The following is a 24,496-nucleotide window of genomic DNA, read 5'->3' on the forward strand; positions in this document are numbered from 1 at the left end:
GTGAAGCACGGCCAACTCCCCACCCCCCACTCCCCCTTGGAGCACCCGTGACAGACGCTTCCGACGGCACCGCCGTCCACACCTCGCGCCGTACGCTCCTCGCCCTGTTCGGCGCCTCCCTGGCCGCGACCCCGCTGCTGCTGCGCCCCTCCCACGCCTCGGCGGCCCCGGCGGCCGCGGGCTGCGTGGGGCTGGACGACCCCGCCAAGAAGGAGATCGCCATGCAGCTGGTGTCGAGCGCGGAGAACTCCTCGCTCGACTGGAAGGCGCAGTACAAGTACATCGAGGACATCGGCGACGGGCGCGGCTACACCGCCGGCATCATCGGCTTCTGCTCGGGCACCGGCGACATGCTCGACCTCGTCCAGCTCTACACCGACCGCAAGCCCGGCAACGTCCTGGCCAAGTACCTGCCCGCCCTGCGCGACGTGAACGGCTCCGACTCCCACGACGGCCTCGACCCGAACTTCCCCAAGGACTGGCGCAAGGCGGCCCAGGACAGCGCGTTCCAGCAGGCGCAGAACGACGAGCGGGACCGGGTGTACTTCAACCCGGCCGTCAAGCAGGGCAAGGCGGACGGGATCGGCACGCTGGGGCAGTTCGCGTACTACGACGCCATCGTCATGCACGGCGACGGCGACGACCCGACCAGCTTCCGCAACATACGCAAGCGCGCCCTGAACAAGGCGAAGCCGCCGACGCAGGGCGGCGACGAGACGGCGTGGCTCAACGCCTTCCTGGACGCCCGGGTGTGGGCGATGAAGCAGGAGGAGGCCCACAGCGACACCACGCGGGTCGACACCGAGCAGCGTGCCTTCCTGCGCAAGGGCAACCTGTGCCTGAACACGCCGCTGGACTGGAAGGTCTACGGCGACAGCTACCACATCGGCTGACACCGCCGGAGGGACTCTGTGGGCTCATAAGCCCGGCTTATGAGCCCATAGACCGGACCCGCGTACCGACTTAGGCTTGCCTTAGCTTAGGCTTCCTGTTCGAGTCGATCTTTTTCGCCGCTCGAAGGGAACCTGATCATGCCCCGCCCCCTGCGGGTAGCCATCGTCGGTGCCGGCCCCGCCGGGATCTACGCCGCCGACGCGTTGCTCAAGTCCGACGTGGCCGCCGAGCCCGGTGTGTCCATCGACCTCTTCGAGCGCATGCCCGCGCCGTTCGGGCTGATCCGCTACGGCGTCGCCCCCGACCACCCCCGCATCAAGGGCATCGTCACGGCCCTGCACCAGGTGCTCGACAAGCCGCAGGTCCGGCTGTTCGGCAACGTCGACTACCCGAACGACATCAGCCTCGACGACCTGCGCGCCTTCTACGACGCCGTGATCTTCTCCACGGGCGCGACCGCCGACCGCGAGCTGCGCATCCCCGGCATCGACCTCGACGGCTCCTACGGCGCCGCCGACTTCGTGTCGTGGTACGACGGCCACCCGGACGTGCCGCGCACCTGGCCCCTGGAGGCCGAGAAGGTCGCCGTGCTCGGCGTCGGCAACGTCGCCCTCGACGTGGCCCGCATCCTCGCCAAGACGGCCGACGAGCTGCTGCCGACGGAGATCCCCCCGAACGTCCATGAGGGCCTGAAGGCCAACAAGGCGCTGGAGATCCATGTGTTCGGCCGCCGCGGCCCGGCGCAGGCGAAGTTCTCGCCGATGGAGCTGCGCGAGCTGGACCACTCCCCCACCATCGAGGTCGTCGTCGACCCCGAGGACATCGACTACGACGCGGGCTCGATCGAGACCCGGCGCGGCAACAAGCAGGCCGACATGGTCGCCAAGACCCTGGAGAACTGGGCGATCCGCGATGTCGGCGACCGCCCGCACAAGCTGTTCCTGCACTTCTTCGAGTCGCCCGTCGAGGTCCTCGGCGAGGACGGCAAGGTCGTCGGGCTGCGCACCGAGCGCACCGCCCTGGACGGCACGGGCAACGTCAAGGGCACCGGCGAGTTCAAGGACTGGGACGTCACCGCCGTCTACCGCGCGGTCGGCTACCTGTCCGACAAGCTCCCCAAGCTGCCCTGGGACATCGACTCGGGCACGGTCCCCGACCAGGGCGGCCGGGTCGTCCAGGAGTCCGGCGAGCACCTGCAGTCGACGTACGTCACCGGCTGGATCCGCCGCGGTCCGGTGGGCCTGATCGGCCACACCAAGGGCGACGCCAACGAAACGGTGGCCAACCTGCTGGCCGACTACGCGGGCGGGCGTCTGCAGACCCCCGCCGCGCCGGAGCCGGCGGCCGTGGAGGCGTTCCTCGCCGACCGGAACGTCCGTTTCACCACCTGGGAGGGCTGGTACAAGCTGGACGCCGCCGAGAAGGCGCTGGGCGAGCCGCAGGGCCGCGAGCGCGTGAAGATCGTCGAGCGCGAGGACATGCTCCGCGAGAGCGGCGCCTGACATCACGGAAGCCGGTGGGGTCACGCGGACGAACGGCGTGACCCCACCGGCTTCGGCGTGTCCGGTGTGTGAACCGGCCCGTTCGCCGGCGTCCGCGGAACCTCCGCCGCCGAGGGAGCGTTCTTACCGGTGCGCGTACGACCACGGGGGCCGTACCGACACACGGGGGTGGGCGTGGCTCGGGTGCTGGTCATCGGTGGCGGGATCGCGGGCGCGGCGACGGCTCTGGCACTGCACAGGGCGGGGCTGGACGCCCGGGTGTACGAGGCGCACCCGGACTCGGCCGAGGACCTGGGCGCCTTCCTGACCCTGGCGAGCAACGGAATGCGCGCACTGGCGGCGCTGGACGCCTCCGCCGCGGTGACCGCCCTCGGCTTCCCGCTGACCTCGATGAGGGTCCTGGACGACGCCGGCACACAGGTGGCGCAGGTGCCGCTCGGCGAGGCGGCCGACCCGCTCCTGCGCTACCGCTGCCTGCGCCGCGGCGACCTCGGCTCGGCGCTGCAGGCGGAGGCGGTGCGCCGCGGCGTCACCGTCCGGCACGGCGCACGACTGGTCTCCGTCGAGGAGGACACCAACGGCGTCACCGCCCGCTTCGCCGACGGCACTTCGGCGAGCGGCGACCTACTGATCGGCGCCGACGGCCTGAACTCGGCCGTCCGCGCGGCGATCGCGCCCGCCGTCCGGCCGCGCTACGCGGGCCAGCAGGTCTACTACGGCCGCACGAGCGTGGCGGGACTGCCCGACGGGGACGCCCGCATCACGATGGTCCGCGGCAGCGCGGCGGCCTTCGGCTTCGCGGTCTCACCGGAGGGCGAGACGTACTGGTTCGCGCGCGTGAGCGGCGCCCCGCTGCCCGCCGGGGAGATCGGCGACGGCACCTGCGCCGGATGGCGCGAGTCCCTCCTTCCGCTGCTGCGCAAGGACGACACCCCCGCGGCCGACATCGTCGCGGCCACCGGCGACGGCGTCCTGGTCACCCAGGCGACCGAGATCCCGTCCGGCAGTCCCTGGCGCTCGGGCCGCGTGCTGCTCGTCGGCGACGCCGCGCACGCGGCCTCCCCGGCCACCGGCCAGGGCGCGTCCATGGCGCTGGAGGACGCGGTGGTCCTCGCAAAGTCCCTGCGCGACCTCCCCGGCACGGACGCGGCCCTCGCCCGCTACGAGGACCTGCGCCGGCCGCGGGTGGAGCACAACATCACCGTCAGCGGCAACATCTCCCGAGGGGTGAACTCCCCGTCCCCGGCCGGCCGCGGCGCCGCGCCCTCACGCCCCGGCGAGGAGGAACTCGCGCATCTGCTGGACTGGACGGCCGACCTGAGCGCACGGCCCTGAAACCCCCTCAGCCTGTTACCGTCCCCGGGTGTTCACCCTCACGGAACCCCCCTTCTTCACTCGTCTGCGCGAGGCGCGGCGGGTCCTCGTCGCCGGCGCGGGCGGCGGATTCGACGTGTACGCCGGGCTGCCGCTGGCCCTCGCACTGCGGTCGGCGGGCAAGGAGGTCCATCTGGCCAACCTCTCCTTCGCCGACCTGTACGGCCTCGACCTGGACGTGTGGCTGGAGGCGGACGTGGCGGCCGTGCGGCCCGACACCCCGGCGCGCGGCGACTACTTCCCGGAGCGCACCCTCGCGCGCTGGCTCGACGAGCAGGGGCTGCCGGCCACGGTGTACGCGTTCCCGCAGACGGGCGTGCAGCCGTTGCGCGCCGCCTACCGCGCGCTCGTGGAACACCTGGGCGGAGTGGACGCCGTGGTGCTGGTGGACGGCGGAACCGACATCCTGATGCGGGGCGACGAGCACGGACTGGGCACGCCGGAAGAGGACATGGCGAGCCTGGCCGCCGTGCACGGCATGAACGAGATACCCCAACGGCTCGTGGCCTGCCTGGGGTTCGGGGTGGACGCCCACCACGGCGTCAACCACTCCCTGGTGCTGGAGAACCTGGCCGCGCTGGACCGCGACGGCGGCTATCTCGGCGCGTTCTCCCTGCCTCGTGAGAGTCGCGAAGGAGCGCTCTACCTCGACGCGGTGGCCCACGCCCAGCGCGCCACGCCCGATCACCCGAGCATCGTCAACGGCTCCGTCGCGGCCGCGGTGCGCGGCGACTTCGGCGACGTCCGCTTCACGCAACGGACCAAGGACAGCGAGCTGTTCATCAATCCGCTGATGTCCCTGTACTTCTGTGCGGACGCCGTCGCCCTGGCCCGCCGCAACCTCTATCTCGACCGGCTGGAGGACACCGCGCTGATGCGTCAGATCAGCACCGCCGTCGCGGAGTTCCGCGACGGACTGGCGCGTCAGCGGCCACCGCGGGCATATCCCCACTGAGCACGACCGGGCAACCGGACGACGCGATTTCGATGAACCGGCCACACAATTCGCCCCCGTCGCATACGCTCCAGATTCTTCACGAAACATGCACACAGGGGGGAACTTCTCCATGCGTATACGTCTTGTCGCCGCGACCGCCACCGCCGCGGGCACGCTCGCCGTTCTGGCCGCCGTCCCGGCGCACGCCACCGAGTACCAGTCCGCGCTGAAGATCAAGGGCGTCCAGTACGACGCGCCGGGCCGGGACTCCAACAGCTGCTCCACCGGCAACACGGACGAGGAGTACCTGACGCTGAAGAACTACTCGTCCCGCACGACCGTGAACCTCAAGGGGTACGTGGTCAAGGACAAGGCGGGCAACAAGTTCACGTTCACCCGCAACCACTACCTCCAGCCCGGCGACTACGTGAAGCTCCGGGGCGGCAGGGGCACCGACTCGGACGCGCGCAACGTCGTGTACCGCAACAACTGCAACTTCATGTGGAACAACGACAAGGACACGATCTACGTGTACAAGCCCTCGGGCAGCGGCGCCGACTCGCACGCGTACACCAAGAGCGGCAACGACGGCGACGGCAACGGGTACATCACGTTCCACGGGTGAGGGCGAAGGAGCGGGCGAGCAGCACCCGCCCGCTCGCGCCGGTGAACAGCAGCCCGGCGACCCTGCGGACGAGCGCTGCCGCGGGACCGGAGGACCAGTCGACGCCCGTGGCCCGGCAGGCCGGTACGAGCGTCAGGGCGGCCCCGGTCCCCGGGGGCGAGCAGGGCCGGGCGGGTGCGGTCGAGGTCGTCCTCCGCCAGGGCGCCCAGCACCCCGACGCCGAGGGCGAGAGCCCACACGCCGAGGGCCTGGGCGTCGAGGCGGTTCGTGCTCCAGGGGACGAAGCCGGACCAGAGGCCGGGGCGGGTCAGCAGGCCCGCCCCGATGCCCAGCCAGGACGAGCCGAGCACGGCGAGCGCCGGCTTCGACCAGCCGGGCAGCGGCGCGGTCCGCGCGGGCAGCGGCGTCGCGGCGACCAGGTGCTGCCACGCGAGCAGGGCGACGGCGGCGACCGCCAGGAGTCCCGTCGTCAGCAGCCGGCCCAGGCTGAACAGGACGGGGACGAGGGAACCGCCCTTGGCGATGGAGAGGTCGCCGGCGTGCAGCACGCTCACTCCGAACAGGCCGACCAGCACGACCGCCGGCCGACACAGCAGGGTTCGCGCCTCCTGCCACAGGCGGGCCCGGTGGACCGTGAACAGCGCCGGGGGCGGTGCCGAGCATGGCGGCGCCGACGAGTCCCTGGCTGAGCGAGTCCGGCGAGGGCCAGGCACCGAAGACGTGCCCGGTACTCGACGGGCACGAACTCCGGGTCGTCGAACCACCCCCGCAGGGCGGCGCGGCCGGCGTCGGTACGCCCGCGGTCGTGGACGAGCGCGAAGAAGGCGACCGTCCACAGCAGGGGCAGCACCCGCTGCGCGACCGCGACCACGCTCAGCGGCACTCCGCGGCCGGTGAATCCCGACAGGAACATGTCCCACTCGCGCGCCGTGCGTCGAGGCCCAGGTCAGGTTCATGATCCGGTCGACGACGGCCGCGGCCGCCTGCAGCAGCAGGCGAACAGCGCGAAGTGGCACGCGGCCGAGCCGAGCAGGGCGTACGGCCGCGGTGCGCCGGAGGCGGCAGTCTGCTGCGCACGGCCAGGGCGGCCACGCTCGCGATCTCGCGGCGGCGTGTCGGGATGGCGGCGCGTGCGGAACAGGACCCGCCCCTAAGCGGATGGTGGGCGGGTCCTGTTCGCGGCGCCATTGTGGCCGGGCCGGTGCCGCCGGGGGACGTGTGAAGCACCGGTGCCTGACGTGGACCGCGCGCACCCCGAGTGCGTGGCCCGCGTCCCGAGTGCCCGACCCCGCATGATCTCGGCCGAGCGGCGCAGAGATACTGGTGTCCGCACATGCCCCCGCCCTCAGATGGACTCATGCGCACTTCCCCGACCGCACGCCCCACTCCCTCGACCACCCTGTGGCTGGCCCGTGGCCGGCACACCGGCCCCGACGCGGCAGACGTCGTACGCCGCACCCTCCAGCGGCTCAAGAGCGACGAGGTCCTCGACGACCACATGGAGGTGCCCCAGGCCGACGGCGACGCGCGACAGGTCTTCGAGGCACGCTGGAAGGTCGCCGGGACGGTGACCGTGCGCGCCCGGCTGACGCTTGCCCCGCCCGCCGAGGACGGGCGCGACTGGGTGCTGGCGGCGGAGGCGGAAACCGCCTGGGACCAGGGCTGGCCCTCGCCCGCCACGATGTTCTGGCCCGACGATCCGGACGTCGCCTGGGACCACGAGCCCGGCACCGGACGGCGGTTCCGCGAGGCCGCTCATCTGCCGGCGGACGACGACAAGGAGATCCGGCGGCTGCTGAGGAGCTCGGTGCGCGGCGGCTGGAGCGTCAACTTCGTCGTGCACGAGGCGATGACACCGGACGAGCGCGGCCGGCGTCCGATCGCCCCCTTCCTGCCGCCCTCTCTGCGTCACCGCGTCCTGGAGCACCGCGCCGCACCGGAGCAACTACGCATCGTCAACCGCGCACTGCGCGAGTTCGGTGTGCAGGTCCCGCGCGGCGGTGCCGTCGTGCTGCCGCCGGACCCCGCGCCCGAGGGGTTCGAGGCGGACGACTTCTCGATCCGTACCGTCTTCCTCGACGGCTCGCGCCCGGACGAGCTCGCCGACGCGCTGATCCGTTACGCCGCGCTGCCCCAGCCGCTGCCGCAGGACGCGGAACAGGCCGTCGCCGATCTGCGCGACGAGTGGCGGCTGATGACGCTGGAGGAGCAGCTCGACCACGAGCGCAGGCTCGTCGCCATGTACGCGGAGGCCCTGGAGGCCATGACGAAGTCGCGGGACCTGTACCGCGAGGCCGCCGAGCGCGCGCACGAGGCGCTGGCCGTCTACCGGGAGGCCGGTGTCGAGATCCCCGCACAGCCGCAGCCTCCCGCGACCCCGCCGGCCGGCTCCCCCCTGCAGCAGCTCACCCGGACCTTCGAGCGCCTGAAGTTCTCGGCCAGGGCACTGCGGCCCGCGGCCGGCGGCGACCGCGAGGCCGGGGAACCGGCCGGGGACGGCACGGACGAGCGGCCCCGGCCCACGGACGGCTGACCCGCGTCGCCTCCCGGGACGCACGTGTCAGCCGGCGCAGGCTGGATACGCGGTCTGGACGGCATCCGAGCGCGTCCCGGAAGGTCCCTCGCCATGGGCAGCAACCACAGCCTCCGGGCTGGACAGGGCACCACCAGCGGTCCCCACCGGTCCCCCGTCACGCTGCGGGTCAACGGCAAACCGCACACCCTCACCGTCGACCACCGGCGCGTCCTGCTGGACGTGCTGCGCGAGGACCTCGGCCTGTTCGGCGCCAAGAAGGGCTGCGACCACGGCCAGTGCGGCGCCTGCACCGTCCTGGTGGACGGCCGCCGCGTCAACGGCTGCCTGCTGCTCGCCGTGACCCTGGACGACCGCGACGTCACGACCGTCGAGGGGCTCGCCGACGACGGGGAGGAGCCGCACCCGCTGCAGCGGGCCTTCCTCGACCGCGACGCCTTCCAGTGCGGGTACTGCACCCCCGGGCAGCTGTGCTCCGCCGTCGGCATGCTCGCCGAGGCCGAGGCCGGGCACCCGTCCCGCGTCACCGACCCCGGCACCCCCTCCGGCGAGCCCGTCCCCCTCGGCCGGGAGGAGATCCGCGAGCGACTCAGCGGCAACCTGTGCCGCTGCGGCGCCTATCCACGGATCGTCGACGCCGTCGAGGACGTGATCCCGTGAAGTCCTTCGCCTACGTACGGCCCTCCAGCGTCGAGGAGGCCACCGCCGCGTTCGCCTCCCTGCCCGGCGCCCGCTACCTCGGCGGCGGCACCAACCTCGTCGACCTGATGAAGCTCGGCGTCGAACGGCCCGCCGCCCTCGTCGACGTCGGCCGCCTCCCCCTGGACACGGTGGAGGACCTGTCCGACGGCTCGCTGCGCGTGGGAGCCCTCGTCCGCAACAGCGACCTCGCCGCCCACCCTGTCGTCCGCGACCGGTACCCCGCCCTGTCCCAGGCCCTGCTCGCGGGCGCCTCCGGGCAGCTGCGCAACGCCGCCACCACGGGCGGCAACCTGCTGCAGCGCACCCGCTGCCCCTACTTCCAGGACGTGACCAAGCCGTGCAACAAGCGCGAGCCGGGCAGCGGCTGCGGCGCGCGGGACGGCGTCCACCGCGACCACGCGGTCCTCGGGCACTCCGAGGCCTGCATCGCCACCCACCCGTCGGACATGGCCGTCGCGCTGGCCGCGCTCGACGCGCGGGTCGAGCTGTACGGTCCCGAGGGCGCGCGGGACGTGTCCGCCGCCGACTTCCACCGGCTGCCCGGCGACCGTCCCGAGCGGGACACCGAGATCCGCCCCGGTGAGCTGATCACCGGGGTGCTGCTGCCGGGGTCCACGGCCGGGCTGCCGTCCCTGTACCGCAAGGCACGCGACCGGGCCTCGTACGCCTTCGCCCTGGCCTCCGTGGCCGCGGTGCTGGACGTGGCGGACGGCGTCGTCGCCCGGGCCGGGATCGCGTTCGGGGCGCTGGCCCACCGGCCCTGGCGGGCCCGCACGGCCGAGGAGGCGCTGGTCGGCGCGGCGCCCACCGTGGCCGCCTTCGAACACGCCGTCGACCTCGAACTGTCCGCCGCCCGGCCGCTGCGGGACAACGCCTACAAGGTGCCGCTCGCCCGTTCGCTCGCCCTGGACGTCCTGGGCCGGCTCGCCGAGCCCGCCAGGTCCTGAACACCGGTATCCGAGGAGACCTCATGGTCCGCACCGCCGCCGTGGGCGCACCGGCCGAGCGCCGGGAAGGCCGGGAGAAGGTCACCGGCACCGCCCGCTACGCCGCCGAACACGTCCACCCCGGCCGCGCCCACGCCTGGCCGGTGCCGGCCGCGATCGCGCGGGGCACGGTGACCGCCGTCGACACCGCCGCCGCCCTGGAACAGCCGGGCGTCCTGACCGTCCTCACCCACGAGAACGCGCCCCGCCTGACCGAACCGGACGATCCGGTGCTCGCGGTGCTGCAGAACCCGCGGGTGCCGCACCACGGCTGGTTCGTGGCCCTCGTGGTGGCCGAGACCCTGGAGGCGGCCCGGGCCGGCGCCGCCGCGGTCCGGGTCTCGTACGACACCCAGGACCACGACGTCACGCTCAGCGAGACGCATCCCGGCGTCTACGTCCCCGAGAAGGCCAACGGCGGCTACCCGGCGAGCCGCGAACACGGCGACCCTGAGGGCGCGTTCGGCTCCTCGGCCGTCCGCGTCGACGTCCGCTACCGGGTGCCGCCGCTGCACAACCACCCCATGGAGCCGCACACGAGCACCGCCCTGTGGGACGGGGACCGGCTGACCGTGCACACCTCCAGCCAGGGCTCGAACGCCGTCCGTGCCACGCTGGCCGCCCTCTTCGACCTTCCCGAGGAGCGGGTCACCGTCGTCGCCGAGCACGTGGGCGGCGGTTTCGGCTCCAAGGGCACTCCGCGCCCCGACGTGGTGCTCGCCGCGATGGCGGCACGGCGGACCGGCCGCCCGGTCACCGTGGCGCTGCCGCGCCGGTACCTGCCGGCCGTGGTCGGGCACCGGGCACCCACGCTGCACCGGCTGCACCTCGGCGCGCGCGCCGACGGCAGGCTCACCTCCCTGATCCACGAGGTCACCACCCACACCTCCCGGATCAAGGAGTTCGTCGAGCAGGCGGCCGTGCCCGCACGGATCATGTACGCCGCGCCGGGCAGCCGCACCCTGCACCGCGTGGCGCCCCTGGACGTGCCCACGCCGTCGTGGATGCGGGCGCCGGGCGAGGCCCCCGGGATGTACGCGCTGGAGTCCGCGATGGACGAGCTGGCCTGCGAACTCGGCATGGACCCGGTGGAGTTGAGAATCGTCAACGAGCCGGAGACGGAGCCCGACAGCGGCAAGCCGTTCAGCAGCAGGCATCTCGTCGAGTGCCTGCGCGAGGGCGCCCGCCGCTTCGACTGGGCGCGCCGCGACCCGCGCCCGCGCTCACGCCGCGCGGGTCCGCTGCTCCTCGGCACGGGCGTGGCCGCCGCCGTCTACCCGGTCCTCATGCAGCCGTCAACGGCTACGGCACGGGCGCTGCCCGACGGGACGTTCCTGGTGCGGATCAACGCCACCGACATCGGCACCGGTTCGCGCACCATGCTCGCACAGGTCGCGGCCGACGCCCTCGGCGTGGGACTCGAACGGGTCCGCACCGAGGTCGGCAGCAGCGAGCTGCCCCCGGCCTCCCTGGCCGGCGGCTCGTCCGGCACGGCCTCCTGGGGCTGGGCGGTGCACGACGCGTGTGCCCGGCTGGCGGCGGACCTGCGCGAGCAGGCCGGGCCACTGCCCGCCGAGGGCCTGGAGGCGCGCGCCGACACCGCGGGACGGGCCGACGCGGAGAGCCGCTGGGCCCGGCACGCCTTCGGGGCGCACTTCGCCGAGGTGGCCGTCGACACCGTGACGGGCGAGGTCCGGGTGAGCCGGCTGCTCGGGGTGTACGCCGCCGGGCACATCCTCAACGCCCGTACCGCGCGCTCCCAGTTCGTCGGCGGCATGACGATGGGCCTGGGCATGGCGCTGACCGAGGGCAGCACCGTGGACGCGGCCTTCGGCGACTTCGCCGAGTCCGACCTGGCGTCGTACCACGTGCCCGCGCACGCCGACGTGCCCGACATCGAGGCGCACTGGATCGACGAGGACGATCCCCACCTCAACCCCATGGGGAGCAAGGGCATCGGGGAGATCGGCATCGTCGGAACGGCCGCCGCCATCGGCAACGCCGTCCATCACGCCACGGGCGTGCGGCTGCGCGAACTGCCGCTCACACCGGACCGGGTGCTGCGCGCGGCCGCGTCGGGCCGACCGTAGTCAGCCGGTCCGGCGCGGTCGCAGTCGCCCCGGCGCGCTCACTCCGCCCGGCGGACCGGCTCCAGCGGCCGCACCGCGGCATCGAGCAGCGGCGACTGGGAGGAGGCCGGCCGTACGCCCAGCGCCATGAGGGCCGTCAGGCAGGCGCAGACGGCGGCCAGGCCGACGACCCAGCTCGGCGCGAGCGTGAGGCCGAGCGCCCGGGACAACTGGTCCGAGCGGAAGCGTCCTTCGTACAGCTGGCCCGCGGCCAGCACCGCCGGCACCACGACGGCCACCGCGAGCACGGCGAACCTGGGCCGCAGGATCAGCAGTGCGGCGACCACCGCGCACAGGGCGGAAACGCCGAGCGCGATGCCGTACGTGCGCGGTGTCACGTCGTCGCGGTGGACGGGGAACCAGAGCATCGCGCACAGCAGGAGCGCGGTGGCGGCGGCGAAGGCCGGCCAGGCGTGGCGCGCGGCGGGCCGGGGCGGTGTGCGGGTGAACCGGCGCGGTGTCCCGCTCTCATGGGGCGTGTCCGGTATCTCGGGATCGGGGCCGGGCGGCGCGCCGTCCGTGTCGGCTTCCGGCGCGTCCCGCGGTTCCGCCTCGGGCAGGGCGGCCTGCGCGTCGCGTTCCTGGCTCAGGCGGCCGAAGAGTTCGACCAGTTCCTCCACCGGCCGCGCGGTGGCGGCCACGCGTGCCGCCTCCTGCCCGCAGTGGGGGTTGGACCGGCGTGCGGTGCAGCACCGCCATCAGCCGGGTCACCTCCTCCACCGGGCGGGACCCGGCGGCGGCGCGGATCGCCTCGTCGGCGCTGTCGGGATCGCGTGGCGGCCGGGTCAGGAGGGCGACCAGGCGGGTGACGTCCTCCACGGAGCGGTCGGTGCCGACCGCGCGCAGGGCGTCGACCGTGGCCTGCGGGGACTGCTCCAGGAGGGTGATCAGATGGGCGACCTCCTTCAGTGGCCGGTCGGCGACCGCGGCGTGCACCAGAGCGCCGACCGGGTCGCTGTGGGGGGCGGCTATGGAGGTGCCGTTGGGTTCGGGGGACGACGAGCGGATGCTCATGTGCGCTGCTCCATGTGAGAGAGGGCGCTACGTGCAACTACCACCCGTCACCACCGCACCGTGTCACTCGGGTGACCCGGGGGTGCGGCCGCGCGGTGCCACGGGTAGGGCGGCAGGACGTACGAAGGCCGGATACGGGAATCCGTCCAGTGGCGGGCCGCTCGGCGCGCCGGACGGAGGAAGATCCGTGGATACGACCACGACCGTGATCGTCATCGCCGCGGTCGTCGCGGCACTCGTGCTCGCGGCGGCCGTCGCCGTGCTGGTCCGCCTGGTGCGGACGCGGCGCGATCTGAGCAGAGCGGGCCTGCCGACCGGGCCGCGCTGGGTTTTCTGGGGAGCCGTCCTCTACTTCGTCCTGCCCGTCGACCTGTTGCCCGACCCCGTCTATCTGGACGACATCGGCGTCCTTCTCCTCGCCCTGCATCATCTGCGTGCGCCACTTCGCGGGATCTATGGCCACAAATCCCCCTTGACTACGCAGAGTAAGGAAACCAATCACCCGTTCGATTCGTATAAGTGACTGGAAGGGCAAGGCAGTCGGCGGACCGGCGCCGTCCCGGAGGGGGGACGGCCCGGTCGGCGCAGCACCGACGAGGGAGACACGATGCAACCGTTCGCGCTCAACTACGCACGTCCGGCGGTGGAGTTGGAGGCCACGACTCCGTACGCCTACGACGGCGCGCTGCAGTTGAACGTGCTCATGGACGGCCGGGTCGCCGCGAGCGACCTCGCTCTGTTGAGGGAACTGGGGACCACGACCTCGACGGCCGGTTCCAAGACTCACTTCGACGACTGAACGCGGAACCGCCCACGATGACCGTCCTGATCCTGACCTGTGAAGAGGATGTGACCGCCGACATGGTGGTGGTGCACCTCCACGCGTCCGGGGTCCCGGTGGTCCGCCTGGACCCGGCGGACCTCCCGGGCGGTGTCGCGCTGTCGGGCGAATATGTGCACGGGGCCTTCCGCGGACACCTGCAGTCCGCGGGCCGGCTGGTGAGCATCGCCGGCCTGCGCTCCATCTGGGTGCGCAGGCCCGGCGCCCCGGCCGCGCGTGCTCCGCAGTCCTCCGGCTGGCTGACCGAGGAGTCCGCACAGGCGCTGTACGGCATGCTCCGCGGCAGCGGGGCCCGTTGGATGAACCATCCGGACGCGGCCCGGCAGGCCCGCCACAAGCCGTGGCAGCTGCGGCTGGCCCAGGACTGCGGGCTGCCCGTGCCGGCCACTTTGATCACGACGTTCCCGCAGGCCGCGCGGGAGTTCGCGGAGCGCTTCCCGGACCTGGTGGTCAAGCCGGTCTCCGGAGCGCACCCGCAGGATCCGCCCCGGGCGGTGCCGACCAGCAGGGTGGCACCGGACACGGACTTCTCCGCCGTCGCCTTCGGGCCCACCCTGCTGCAGCGGCGCGTCGCCAAACGGGCGGACATCCGGCTGACGGTGGTGGGCGGGCGGATGCTGGCGGCCCGCAAGGAGACGCCCGCGGACGGCGACCCGGACGCGGTGGACGTGCGCTTCACGCCGGGGGACGTGCCGTGGCGGGCCACCGAGGTGCCGCCGCGCGTCGCGGACGCCGTCCGCTCCTACCTCAACCGGGCGCAACTGGCCTACGGAGCGTTCGACTTCGCCGAGGACGCCGACGGGACGTGGTGGTTCCTGGAGTGCAACCAGTCGGGACAGTTCGGCTTCGTCGAGGTGGAGACGGGCCAGCCGATCGCCCGTACCGTCGCGGAGTGGCTCGCCCGGCCCGGCCCGGAGTCGGGCGACCGGGTCGACGACGCCGACGCATCGGTGTGTTGACGGGTGGTCAGTGGGGCAGCGAGCCGGGCAGCAGCGCCGTCCGCTGCCATCCCGCACCCGGCGAGGCGGGCCGCTCGGGCGTCAGTCCCGCGCCGAAGGACGACAACGGCCGCATCGCGTACTCCAGTTCGCGGCTGACGCGCTCGGCCTCCCTGCGGGTCTGAAGGGGGATGTCGCCGCGTTCGGCGACGAGCCGGTCGTAGATGGGGGAATCCTGAAACACCCTCGACGCGCCTTTCGTATGCCGGCCCATAGGTATGGGCACAGTTGTCGAGTGTAAGCGCCACGGCAGACCACGGTGTGAAATCCCCGGAGCACCCGACCACGGCCCTCGGGCCGGGCCGGCGGTCAGGCTCCCGTGGTGGAGCCCGGGCGGACGATCATCAGCACGGTCACGGCGGCCCACATCAGGTTGAACACCCCGGTGAACATGGCCAGTCGCACGGTGACCGGCCGCTCGACGGGCCGCCCCGCGTCCAGTTCCGCGAGGAGTTCGTCCTGGCGGGGCAGCACGAAGGCGATCAGCAGGCCGGCCGCGACGGCGGTCAGGGTGAGGGACGCCATGAGCCATCCGCTGCCCAGGACGCCCATCGCGGCCGCGGTGGCGAGCCCGAGCGCGGGCACGGCGACCGCGATGCCGGAGTAGACCCGGCAGATGCGGTGCAGCAGCCGGACCGTGTGCACCGCCTCCCCGTCGGCCCGGCGGGCCGCAGGCGGGAACATGCTCGCGGCGACGGCCACCGGCCCCACGGCCACGATGGCGGCCAGGACATGGAGGGTGAGCAGCAGCTTGGTCATCGGGGGCCTTTCGAAGGAGTGCGGGGGCCGGGTCCGCGCTCACGCTAAGGATCTTCAGGTCCGCACCACAGAGGCTGAATCGACAGCTTCCAACGGGTTCTCGCCAAGACCGTCGCCAGTGGTTTCCAGTCGGTGCCCAGGTCAAGGCCGCGGCGGGAATCCGCCTAGGGTGGCCTCCATGCACTCCGTCGCGATCCTCGCACTCGACCAGGTGGTGCCGTTCGACCTGGCGGCCCCTATGCAGGTCTTCGACTGGGCCCGGCTGCCGGACGGCCGCCGCCCCTACCGGGTGCGGGTGTGCGCCCAGTCGCCGGAGGTGCTCGGGGACGGTCTGGTGCTGCGGGTGGACCGCGGGCTGGAGGCGCTGGCGGAGGCCGACACGATCATCGTGCCGGGCCGGGCGCCGGGAGCCGGGCCGACACCCGAGCCGGTGCTGGCGGCACTGCGCCGGGCGGCAGCCGCGGGCACCCGCGTCGCGTCGGTGTGCGCCGGCGCGTTCGTGCTGGCGGAGGCGGGCCTGCTGGACGGCCTGCGGGCCACCACGCACTGGATGGCGGCCGGCGATCTCGCGCGCCTCCACCCCGAGGTGAAGGTCGAGCCGGACGTGCTCTATGTCGACAACGGCCAGATCCTCACCTCGGCCGGCGCCGCGGCGGCACTGGACCTGTGCCTGCACATGATCCGCCGGGACCTCGGCTCGGCGGTGGCCGCGGACGCGGCCCGCAGGTGTGTGATGCCCCTCGAACGGGAGGGCGGGCAGGCCCAGTTCATCGTCCACGAGCAGCCGCCGGTGCCGCGCGGCTCGACCCTGGAGCCGGTCCTGGAGTGGATCGAGGACCACCTCGCGGGCGAGATCACCCTGGGCGCGATGGCGGCGCGTTGCGGCATGAGCGAGCGCACCTTCAGCCGGCGCTTCCGGGAGCAGACGGGCACGACGCCGCTGCAGTGGCTGTTGCGGGCCCGGGTGCGGCGGGCCCAGTACCTGCTGGAGAACAGCGACCGTCCGATCGAACGGATCGCGCAGCAGGCGGGGTTCGGCTCACCGACGGCGTTCCGTGAGCGGTTCCGGCGGGTGGTCGGCACCACTCCGCAGGCGTACCGCGCCGCGTTCCACGGGCGCGCGGCCCTCGCGGGCGTACGGTCCTGAGGCGGCCGGGCTCCGTCAGGCGGCCCGCGAGACGCAGTCGTCGCCGCAGGCGGTCTTCGTCCCCGTCCGGCGCGCCGCGCTCAGCAGGGCGTCGGCCCGCTCGATCGCGTCCCGCACGTCCGTGGCCCCGGTCATGGCGCACAGCCTGCGGCTGACGTCCGCCAGTTCCTTCGTCGTACGCGGTGTGCTGCGTTCGGCCTGCGCGATGCGCAGCGACGCGTAGCGGGTGAGCAGCGATCTGACGGCCTTCGGGTCCGCACTGAGCACGAAAACGCCCCTTCTCTCGGTTTTCGCCTCGTGTTCCCGGGCAGAGCGGCCTCAATCCCATCCACCGTCACTCGCATCACAATTGACGCAATATCGCCCTCGATCCGATTCCCCGGCCTCCCTGGGTCGTTGTACGCAGAGCAACACTCTCGGCACGAAGGGTGACCATCATGGACGGATCCGGCCGCCTCCTCTGCGCTCTGTACCTCGCCACCGGCGGCGGGCTCGCCTGCACCACGGCCCTCGAGTACCGCGGCGGCGGTCCGCTGTGGGCCGTGTTCCTGTGCGCCGCCGCGACCGTGGTACCGGTGATCGCGGTCGTACGGGAGACGCTCATCGGCGAACTGCGCACGGCCGCCGACGGGCGGGGCCGGCCAGCGCGGTCGGCCGCCGACGAGATCGTCCGCGAGAAGCTGGAGGCGGCGTGCTGCGAACGCTGGTGGACGAGCCTGGGCACCGCCCACGACGCGGTCTGCCCGCACCGGGTGCCGCGCAGCAGCGCCGCCTGAGACGGGCGGCGCCGCCGCGGGTCAGGCGACCTGACCGCCGTGCAGCCGCGTGTACGCCCCGCCCCGGCGCAGGAGTTCCTCGTGCGTCCCGGTCTCCAGGATGCGGCCCTCACCCATCACGACGATCCGGTCCGCGCCGCGCACCGTGGACAGCCGGTGCGCCACCACGAACGTGGTCCGGCCGCGCAGCAGCCGGACCAGCGCCTGCTGGACCAGGGCTTCCGAGCGGGTGTCCAGCGCCGAGGTCGCCTCGTCCAGGATCAGCACCCGCGGATCGCGGATCAGGGCCCGGGCGATGGCGAGGCGCTGGCGCTGACCGCCCGACAGCCGGGCCCCGCGTTCCCCGACGAGGGTGTCGAGGCCCTGCGGCAGGCGGTCGACGAACTCCAGCGCGTTGGCGTCGCGCAGCGCCGCGCGCACGCTCTGTTCGTCGGCGTCGTCCATGCCGTAGGCGACGTTCTGGCGGATCGTGCCGTCGAAGAGGATCGACTCCTGCGGTACGACCGACACGAAGCGCCGGTAGGTGCGCAGGTCGAGGGTGTTCATGTCGGTGCCGTCGAGCAGGAGCCGGCCGGTGGTCGGCCGGATGAAGCCGATGACGAGGTTGAGCACGGTGGACTTGCCGGCCCCGGACGCGCCGACCAGGGCGACGGTCTCGCCCGGCCGGACGGACAGGCCGAAGTCCCGTACGGCGGGCCGCTCGCCTTCCTCGTAGGCGTGCGAGACGTTCTCGAAGACGACGGCACCGCGCACCGCCGTCACCTCCGCCCTGCCCTCGTTGTCCTCCAGTTCGGGCGCCTGCAGCACCTCGCCGACCGAACGCACCGACTCCAGGCCCTTGGTGATGACGGGGGCCAGGCCCGCCAGCGTCGTCGTGGAGTTGGTGAGCGTGGTGAGGAAGGCGCTGAGCATCACGACGTCGCCCGGGGTGACGCCCCAGACGTCGTAGTACGACACCAGCGCGGCGCCCGCGAGGACGAGCACGCCGACCACGTTGAGGACGACCCAGGCCAGCGAGCCGAAGCGGCCGTTGACGAGGTCCAGGCGCATCCCGGAGGTCAGGAGCCTGCTCAGGATGCCGTCCATGCGGTGCAGCGCCTTGCCCTCCAGACCGTGGGCGCGGGTGACCGGGATGAGGCGGGTCATCTCCGAGACCCGGGAGGAGAGGGTCTCGACCTCGTGCCGGAAGCGCTCGTTGTGGGTGCGCAGGCGGGCCCGCAGCCGGGCCACCACGAGCGCGGCGGCCGGGACGACGACCACGAAGACGGGGACGAACTCCGGTGTGCGCACGGCGATGATGACCAGTCCGCCGGTCAGGACCGTGAGGGCACCGAGTCCCGTCTCGGCGGTCTGCTGCACCATCTGCTCGACCGTCTCGACGTCCCGGACGACCTTGGCCTGCAGCACGCCGGCGCTGACGCGGGAGTGGTAGCCGATGGACAGCTGCTGCATACGGGTGCACAGCGCCGAGCGCAGCGCGGTGCCCATGCGGCGGACGCTGCCGTACAGCAGGCGGACGTAGAGGACGTGCAGCGGATAGTTGATCACCAGGATGAACAGGATGATCCCGGTGCTGAGCAGGAGGTGTTCGATCGGCTGGTGCTGGACGACCGTGTCGATGATGGACGCCGTGATCAGGGGCAGCAGCCAGACGGGGCTGTGTTTGACGGTGAACACGCCGAGCGCCGCCCACAGACGGCGGCGGTCGGCGCGGAAGAGGTAGCCGAGGGTGCGGACGGGGCGTTCGTCGCGGTAGCGGTGGTCGAGGGGTCTTTCCGACGACGACGCCATCGGCGGGGGTCCTCCGGGGTGACGGGGTGTCAGACGGCGTCGAGCCGGGCGAGTTCCTCCGAGCTCAGTTCCAGGTCGGCGGCGGCGAGGGAGTCGAGGATCGTCTCCGGGCGGCTGGCGCCCGGGATGGGCACGACGACCGGCGACTTGGCGAGCATCCACGCCAGGCACACGCGCTGCGGGCTCACCCCGTGCGCGTCGGCGACGCGGGCGAACGGCGCGTACGCGGAGCCCAGTTCACTCGCCCGGGAGATGCCGCCGAGCGGGCTCCAGGGCAGGAAGGCGATGCCGAGCTCGTCGCACAGGTCCAGCTCGGGCTCGCTGGAGCGGAACGCCGGGGAGAACTGGTTCTGTACGGAGACCAGCCGCCCGCCGAGGATCTCCTGGGCCTGCCTGATCTGCTGGGGGTCGGCGTTGGAGATGCCCGCCATGCGGATCTTGCCCTCGTCCAGCAGGTCGCGGATCGCGCCGACGGACTCGGCGTAGGGCACCCTCGGGTCGGGGCGGTGGAACTGGTAGAGCCCGATGGCCTCGACGCCCAGCCGGCGCAGGGACGCCTCGCAGGCCTCCTTGAGGTACCGCGGGCTGCCGTCGAGGGTCCAACTGCCGTCGCCGGGCCGCAGATGGCCGCCCTTGGTGGCGACCAGGACGTCCTTGCCCCGGTCGTGGGAGGTGAGGGCCTTGGCGATCAGGGTCTCGTTGTGGCCGACCTCGTGGGCGTCGCGGTGGTAGGCGTCCGCGGTGTCGATCAGGGTGACACCGGCGTCCAGGGCGGCGTGGAGGGTGGCGAGGGAGCGCGCCTCGTCCGGCCGGCCCTCGATCGACATGGGCATCGCGCCCAGCCCGATCGCGCTGACTTCTACGTCCCCGATGCGGCGGGTGTGCATGTGGTCGTGACCTCTTTCGCCTGGGCGTGGGGGGTACCGGAACTCCTCCAGCCTGGACCGCCCGCGGGTCAGAGGTCCAATAGAGGAACGAGAACGGATTCAGCAGCCCGGGCACTGAATCAGGGCGTCCGCCGGCGCGGTTGCGCGAGGCGTCGGTCGGTGTGCGACCCTCACTGCCGGACGGCCGCCGCGAAGGGCGGCTCGGCGGAGAGGCGGCGGCATGCGCATCGGACTGCTCGGTACCGGCCCCTGGGCGGCCATGGCACACGCGCCCGCCCTCGGCGCACATCCCGGAGTGGACTTCGCCGGGGTGTGGGGGCGCCGCCCGTCGGCCGCGAAGGAACTCGCCGACCGGTTCGGCACGCGTGCCTACGACGACGTCGACGCGCTGTTCGCCGAGGTGGACGCCGTGGCCGTGGCACTGCCGCCGGCCGTCCAGGCGGACCTCGCGGTGCGCGCGGCGCGGGCGGGCCGTCATCTGCTGCTGGACAAGCCGCTGTCGACGACGGTGGAGCAGGGGCGGGCCGTGGTGGACGCCGTGCGGGAGTCGGGGGTGGCGTCGGTGGTCTTCTTCACCACCCGGTTCCAGACGCAGCCCGCGGCGTGGATCACCGAACAGGCCGGTGCGCGGGGCTGGTTCACCGGGCGCGCGCAGTGGCTGGGGGCGCTGTTCGGCCACGACAGCGGCAGCCCGTTCGCCGACTCGCCGTGGCGGCGGGAGAAGGGCGCGCTGTGGGACGTGGGCCCGCACGCGCTCTCCGTGCTGCTGCCGGTCCTCGGCGACGCCCGCGTGGTGACGGCCGCGGCACCCGGCCCAGGCGACACCGTGCACCTGGTCCTCGCCCACGCCGACGGCGCGTCCAGCACCCTCACGCTCAGCCTCTCGGCGCCGCCCGCGGCGGCGGGAGCCGCCGTCGAACTGCGTGGCGAGCCGGGCGTGGCCGTACTGCCCACCAGTGACGAAGACGCCGTCACCGCTCTGGCCCACGCCGCCGACGCCCTGCTGACGGCCGTCGGCACCGGGCGGCCGCACGCCTGCGACGCGGCGTTCGGGCTGCGGGTCACGGAGATCCTGGCCGAGGCCGAGGCCCTGCTGGAGGGCCGCACCGGCTGAGGCGGCGCGGCGGCCCGCCCCCTGCCCCGCTCCTCCGGCATGCGCGCACCGGCCCGACGTAGGAGCGTGGTGGTGTGAAGACCGTCGAGCCGGCGCGCCGGGACCGTGGCCGGCGCGGCTGGCTGCGGGGGGCGCCGCCGCCGTGGTGGGTGAGGGCCCTGCCGGTCGTCCTGATCGCGGGCGTGTGCACGGCGACGCTGATCAGCCCCGACCCGCTCGACATCGGTTTCCTGCTGGGCGCGATCCCGCCGCTGGCCGTTCTCTCATACGGCCCCTGGGCGACCGCGCTCCTCGGTGTGGCCGTGGTCGCCGTGCTCAACGTGCCGGCATTCCACCTGGACAGCCCCGGCAACACCGACCTGCTGACCATCGTCTTCGTGGCGGTGCTGAGCGTGTTCGTCTCGTACGTGCGCAGTCACCGCGACGCCCAGCTGGACCTGGAGAGCACGGTCGCCGAGGCGGCGCAGCGCGCGGTCGTGCCGCCGCTGCCGGAGCGCGTCGGCGCGGTGCGCTGCGCCGGCCTGTACCGGGCCGCGCAGCGGGGGACCCTGGTCGGCGGCGACTTCTTCGACGTGCGCGAGGGGCCCTACGGCGTACGGGCCGTGCTCGGCGACGTGCAGGGGCACGGGCTGTCGGCGATCTCCACGGTGGCCTCCCTGCTGGGGGCTTTCCGGGAGGCGGTCCTGGACCAGCCGGACCTGGAGTCGGTCGCCGCCCGGCTCGACCGCAGGCTGGTGACGGACTCCGCGTCGTCGCGGTACCCCGAACTGTTCGCGACCGCCGTGCTGCTGGAGTTCTCCCGCGACGCGCGCTCGGTGCGGCTGGTCTCCTGCGGGCATCCGGCGCCCCTGCTGCTGCGCGGCCGGGAGGCCACCGAGGTCGAGCTGACCGCCTGTCTGCCGCTCGGGCTCGGTCTGCCCGACGGGGGCCCGCCCGCCGGGCTCACCCTGCGGCTGGAGCCCGGGCACAGTCTGTTCCTGGCGTCGGACGGCGTCAGTGAGGCACGGGACGGCGACGGCGCCTTCTACCCGCTGCCCGACCGCCTCCCGGCACTGGCCGACAGCGACCCCGGCGTGCTGGCCGAGCGGGTCTGGACGGATCTTCTGCGTCACTGCCCGGCCGTCGTGGACGATGTGACGATGCTGGTCCTCACGCCCGCGTCACCGGACGGCCGCTGACGTCGTCCTGGGCGGCGGCCTGCTCCTGGTCGCCCTCGGCGTCGATGTGCGGCAGGATCCGGTCGAGCCAGCGCGGTGTCCACCAGGCCCGCGGCCCCAGCAGCGTCATCACGGCCGGCACCATCAGCAGCCGCACCACGGTCGCGTCGATCAGCACGCTCACCGCGAGGCCCAGTCCGAGCATCTTGACGACGATGTTGTCGCTGACGATGAAGGCCGCGAAGACGCTCACCATGATCAGGGCCGCGCAGGTGATCACCCGGGCGGTGATCTCGAGGGCGTGGGCGACAGACGCCTTGGCGTCCCCGGTGCGCAGCCAGGCCTCGTGGACGCGGGAGAGCAGGAAGATCTCGTAGTCCATACTCAGCCCGAAGATGATGGCGAACATCATCATCGGCACATAGCTCTCGATGGGCACCTTGCCGTTGACGCCCAGCGCGGGCCCGCCCCAGCCCCACTGGAAGACGGCCACCACGACGCCGTACGAGGCCCCGATCGACAGGACGTTCAGGACGGCCGCCTTCACCGCGACGAGCAGACCGCGGAAGACGGCCAGGATGATCAGGAAGGCCAGCCCGACGACGACGGCGATGATCAGCGGCAGCCGGCTGGCGACGATGTCGCGGAAGTCGACCTGGGCCGCCGTGGTGCCGGTGACATAGCCCTTGGCGGAGGTGCCGGAGACGGCGTCGGGGAGGGTGTGGTGGACCAGCCGGTTGGACAGGTCCGTGGTGGTGGCGCTCTGCGGGGACTCCTTGGAGTACACCGTGCCGACCAGGACGTCTCCGTCCTTGGTGGGCGTGAGCTGGGTGACCGTGGAAGCTCCGGAGACGCCGTCCAGGGTCTTCTGCGCCTGGGAGGACAGGCCGGAGCGCTGGGAGGAGGGGACGGTGCTCTGATCGATGACGACGGTGAGCGGGCCGTTGGAGCCGGGCCCGAAGGCGTCGGTCATCAGGTCGTAGGCGCGCCGGTCGGTGAAGGACGTGGGGTCGGCGCCGTCGCCGATGTGCCCGAGCTGGAGGGACAGCACCGGGATGGCGAGGACGACGACGGTCGCCACGCCGACCGCCAGGAACTGCCAAGGCCGGCGCTCCACGCGCTGCGCGTAGCGGTGCCAGGTGCCATGCGGTGTGGCGCCTGGCTCGACATCGGTCTCGGCGACGGGCCGGCGCACGTGGTAGCGGTCGATGCGTGAGCCCAGCAGCCCGAGCAGGGCGGGGACCAGGGTCAGCGCCGCGGTGACGGCCGAGACGACCGTGACGGCGGCGGCCAGGCCGAGTTTGCCGATGAAACTCACGTCGGAGGCGTACAGGCCGCCCAGCGCGATGATCACGGTGCAGCCGGAGACGAGGACGGCCCGTCCGCTGGTGGCCGTGGCGTGTCCGGCGGCGCGCACCGGGTCGGCACCGTTCATGAGGTTCTGGCGGTGCCGGGTGACCAGGAACAGGGCGTAGTCGATGCCCACGCCGATACCGATCATCGTGGCCAGGGTCGGCGAGACGGTGGCGAACTCGAACGCCGCGGCCAGCAGGCCCAGGCAGGCGAGGCCGCCGACCGCGCCGACCAGCGCGGTCAGCAGCGGCAGGCCGGCGGCGATCACGCTGCCGAAGCCGATGAGGAGCACGACGATCGCGACGCCGAAGCCGATCAGCTCGCTCACCCGGTCGTCGGGTGCGGGCCGGGCCAGCTCGCCGAGCGGGCCGCCGTACTCGACCTGCGCCCCGGCCGAGCGCAGCGGCTGCACCGCCTTGTCCACGCCGTTCAGGTAGCTGGCGCCGAGGGTGGAGGGCTGGGTGTCGAAGCGGACGGTGATGTAGGCCGTCTTCCCGTCCGAGGACAGCGGGCCGACCTTGGACGCGGGGGTGGACAGCGGGTTCTGCGCGGACAGCACGTGCGGCAGCTTCTGCAGGTCGCCGACGGTGCTCGACATCTGCGAGCCGAGGGCGTTCAACGACTTGTCGCCGTCGTGCAGGACGATCTGGCTGCTGTAGCCACCCGCCGCGGGATCGTGCTTCTTCAGGACGTTCAGGCCCTGCTGGGACTGGACTCCCGGGAGGGAGAAGTTGTCGGAGAAGCCGCCGCCCACGGTCCGGTTGAGGACCTGCAGGACGACCAGGGCGACCAGCCACGCCACGATCACGATCAGGAAATGCCGGGCGCACCACTCCCCCAGCCGCCGCAGGACGCCTCCGCGGGCGGTTCCCGTTCTCCCCGTCGTGGTATGCGTCGGTGGCATGGCCTGGTCTCTCCCGTCGGCCAGACAATCGTCCTCATCATTAGACGCCCGCCCCGTCACTCCGGCATCTCGG

24 protein-coding genes are annotated in these 24,496 nt (G+C 73.0%); 16 read left to right on the forward strand and 8 right to left on the reverse strand.

All coding sequences use genetic code 11. From position 1 onward, the window contains the following. Positions 1-47: 47 nt before the first annotated feature. The 5 genes from LN251_RS39610 to LN251_RS39630 all read left to right on the forward strand — a co-directional run bounded on the left by LN251_RS39610 (position 48) and on the right by LN251_RS39630 (position 5,332). A complete protein-coding gene (locus LN251_RS39610; protein ID WP_458248983.1) occupies positions 48-893 on the forward strand; it encodes a chitosanase in 846 nt (281 codons plus the stop codon). A gap of 138 nt (positions 894-1,031) precedes the next feature. Beyond that, entirely contained in the window at positions 1,032-2,396 is a 1,365-nt protein-coding gene (locus LN251_RS39615; RefSeq protein ID WP_458248984.1) for an FAD-dependent oxidoreductase, read from the forward strand. Between the two features lie 174 nt (positions 2,397-2,570). Beyond that, a complete protein-coding gene (locus LN251_RS39620) occupies positions 2,571-3,731 on the forward strand; it encodes an FAD-dependent monooxygenase (RefSeq protein WP_458248985.1) in 1,161 nt (386 codons plus the stop codon). Positions 3,732-3,759: 28 nt separating this feature from the next. After that, a complete protein-coding gene (locus LN251_RS39625) occupies positions 3,760-4,725 on the forward strand; it encodes a DUF1152 domain-containing protein (protein ID WP_458248986.1) in 966 nt (321 codons plus the stop codon). A gap of 112 nt (positions 4,726-4,837) precedes the next feature. After that, the gene (locus LN251_RS39630; protein ID WP_385237184.1) at positions 4,838-5,332 is read left to right on the forward strand and encodes a lamin tail domain-containing protein; all 495 of its coding nucleotides are present in this window, start codon (positions 4,838-4,840) and stop codon (positions 5,330-5,332) included. Here the strand turns inward: LN251_RS39630 and LN251_RS39635 are convergent. Beyond that, positions 5,233-5,907, reverse strand: a complete 675-nt coding sequence (locus LN251_RS39635; RefSeq protein ID WP_458248987.1) for a hypothetical protein — start codon at positions 5,905-5,907, stop codon at positions 5,233-5,235. The two genes, LN251_RS39630 and LN251_RS39635, sit on opposite strands and share 100 nt — an antisense overlap. A gap of 782 nt (positions 5,908-6,689) precedes the next feature. On the opposite strand from LN251_RS39635, the gene LN251_RS39640 reads away from it, so the two are divergent. The 4 genes from LN251_RS39640 to LN251_RS39655 all read left to right on the forward strand — a co-directional run bounded on the left by LN251_RS39640 (position 6,690) and on the right by LN251_RS39655 (position 11,643). Then, a complete protein-coding gene (locus tag LN251_RS39640) occupies positions 6,690-7,865 on the forward strand; it encodes a hypothetical protein (RefSeq protein ID WP_458248988.1) in 1,176 nt (391 codons plus the stop codon). Between the two features lie 93 nt (positions 7,866-7,958). Further along, positions 7,959-8,525 (forward strand): (2Fe-2S)-binding protein, encoded by a 567-nt coding sequence (locus tag LN251_RS39645; protein WP_458248989.1) that lies wholly within the window; start codon positions 7,959-7,961, stop codon positions 8,523-8,525. Next, positions 8,522-9,514 carry an FAD binding domain-containing protein gene (locus tag LN251_RS39650; RefSeq protein WP_458248990.1) on the forward strand — a complete coding sequence of 331 codons (993 nt, stop codon included), beginning with the start codon at positions 8,522-8,524 and terminating at the stop codon, positions 9,512-9,514. Before LN251_RS39645 ends, LN251_RS39650 begins: the two co-directional genes overlap by 4 nt. A 23-nt stretch (positions 9,515-9,537) precedes the next feature. Beyond that, positions 9,538-11,643: a xanthine dehydrogenase family protein molybdopterin-binding subunit gene (locus LN251_RS39655; RefSeq protein ID WP_458248991.1), complete on the forward strand. Its 2,106-nt coding sequence runs from the start codon at positions 9,538-9,540 to the stop codon at positions 11,641-11,643. 38 nt (positions 11,644-11,681) lie between these two features. Here LN251_RS39655 and LN251_RS39660 read toward each other — a convergent pair whose 3' ends face one another. Beyond that, complete coding sequence (locus LN251_RS39660; RefSeq protein ID WP_458248992.1) at positions 11,682-12,323, reverse strand: hypothetical protein; 642 nt, start codon at positions 12,321-12,323, stop codon at positions 11,682-11,684. Positions 12,324-12,883: 560 nt separating this feature from the next. On the opposite strand from LN251_RS39660, the gene LN251_RS39665 reads away from it, so the two are divergent. From LN251_RS39665 to tgmB, 3 genes are all read left to right on the forward strand, one after another. Beyond that, entirely contained in the window at positions 12,884-13,219 is a 336-nt protein-coding gene (locus LN251_RS39665; protein ID WP_458248993.1) for a DUF1232 domain-containing protein, read from the forward strand. Positions 13,220-13,303: 84 nt separating this feature from the next. Next, complete coding sequence (gene tgmA, locus LN251_RS39670) at positions 13,304-13,495, forward strand: putative ATP-grasp-modified RiPP (RefSeq protein ID WP_058921277.1); 192 nt, start codon at positions 13,304-13,306, stop codon at positions 13,493-13,495. Positions 13,496-13,512: 17 nt separating this feature from the next. Next, positions 13,513-14,496, forward strand: coding sequence for an ATP-grasp ribosomal peptide maturase (gene tgmB, locus LN251_RS39675; protein ID WP_458248994.1), 984 nt, complete (start codon positions 13,513-13,515; stop codon positions 14,494-14,496). A gap of 7 nt (positions 14,497-14,503) precedes the next feature. Here tgmB and LN251_RS39680 read toward each other — a convergent pair whose 3' ends face one another. Both LN251_RS39680 and LN251_RS39685 read right to left on the reverse strand, forming a co-directional pair. Next, positions 14,504-14,719 (reverse strand): hypothetical protein, encoded by a 216-nt coding sequence (locus LN251_RS39680; protein ID WP_249836352.1) that lies wholly within the window; start codon positions 14,717-14,719, stop codon positions 14,504-14,506. A gap of 125 nt (positions 14,720-14,844) precedes the next feature. Beyond that, complete coding sequence (locus LN251_RS39685) at positions 14,845-15,294, reverse strand: DUF2269 family protein (RefSeq protein WP_458248995.1); 450 nt, start codon at positions 15,292-15,294, stop codon at positions 14,845-14,847. Positions 15,295-15,472: 178 nt separating this feature from the next. Here LN251_RS39685 and LN251_RS39690 point away from each other — a divergent pair, with 178 nt between their 5' ends. Continuing rightward, the gene (locus tag LN251_RS39690) at positions 15,473-16,441 is read left to right on the forward strand and encodes a GlxA family transcriptional regulator (protein ID WP_458248996.1); all 969 of its coding nucleotides are present in this window, start codon (positions 15,473-15,475) and stop codon (positions 16,439-16,441) included. Between the two features lie 15 nt (positions 16,442-16,456). Here LN251_RS39690 and LN251_RS39695 read toward each other — a convergent pair whose 3' ends face one another. After that, on the reverse strand, positions 16,457-16,708 hold the full coding sequence (locus tag LN251_RS39695; RefSeq protein ID WP_458248997.1) for a DUF5133 domain-containing protein: 252 nt from the start codon (positions 16,706-16,708) through the stop codon (positions 16,457-16,459). 170 nt (positions 16,709-16,878) lie between these two features. Between LN251_RS39695 and LN251_RS39700 the strand changes: the two genes are divergently transcribed. Next, a complete protein-coding gene (locus LN251_RS39700; protein WP_458248998.1) occupies positions 16,879-17,217 on the forward strand; it encodes a hypothetical protein in 339 nt (112 codons plus the stop codon). Positions 17,218-17,238: 21 nt separating this feature from the next. On the opposite strand, the gene LN251_RS39705 is transcribed toward LN251_RS39700, so the two are convergent. Both LN251_RS39705 and LN251_RS39710 read right to left on the reverse strand, forming a co-directional pair. Then, complete coding sequence (locus LN251_RS39705; protein ID WP_458248999.1) at positions 17,239-19,008, reverse strand: ABC transporter ATP-binding protein; 1,770 nt, start codon at positions 19,006-19,008, stop codon at positions 17,239-17,241. 29 nt (positions 19,009-19,037) lie between these two features. Further along, entirely contained in the window at positions 19,038-19,895 is an 858-nt protein-coding gene (locus tag LN251_RS39710) for an aldo/keto reductase (RefSeq protein WP_458249000.1), read from the reverse strand. A gap of 220 nt (positions 19,896-20,115) precedes the next feature. Here LN251_RS39710 and LN251_RS39715 point away from each other — a divergent pair, with 220 nt between their 5' ends. Further along, positions 20,116-21,009 (forward strand): Gfo/Idh/MocA family protein, encoded by an 894-nt coding sequence (locus tag LN251_RS39715; RefSeq protein WP_458249001.1) that lies wholly within the window; start codon positions 20,116-20,118, stop codon positions 21,007-21,009. Positions 21,010-21,083: 74 nt separating this feature from the next. Continuing rightward, on the forward strand, positions 21,084-22,187 hold the full coding sequence (locus LN251_RS39720; protein ID WP_458249002.1) for a PP2C family protein-serine/threonine phosphatase: 1,104 nt from the start codon (positions 21,084-21,086) through the stop codon (positions 22,185-22,187). Here LN251_RS39720 and LN251_RS39725 read toward each other — a convergent pair. Continuing rightward, entirely contained in the window at positions 22,159-24,423 is a 2,265-nt protein-coding gene (locus tag LN251_RS39725) for an MMPL family transporter (protein WP_458249003.1), read from the reverse strand. The two genes, LN251_RS39720 and LN251_RS39725, sit on opposite strands and share 29 nt — an antisense overlap. Positions 24,424-24,496: the final 73 nt, after the last annotated feature.

Source organism: Streptomyces sp. MAI_2237, from assembly GCF_054189285.1.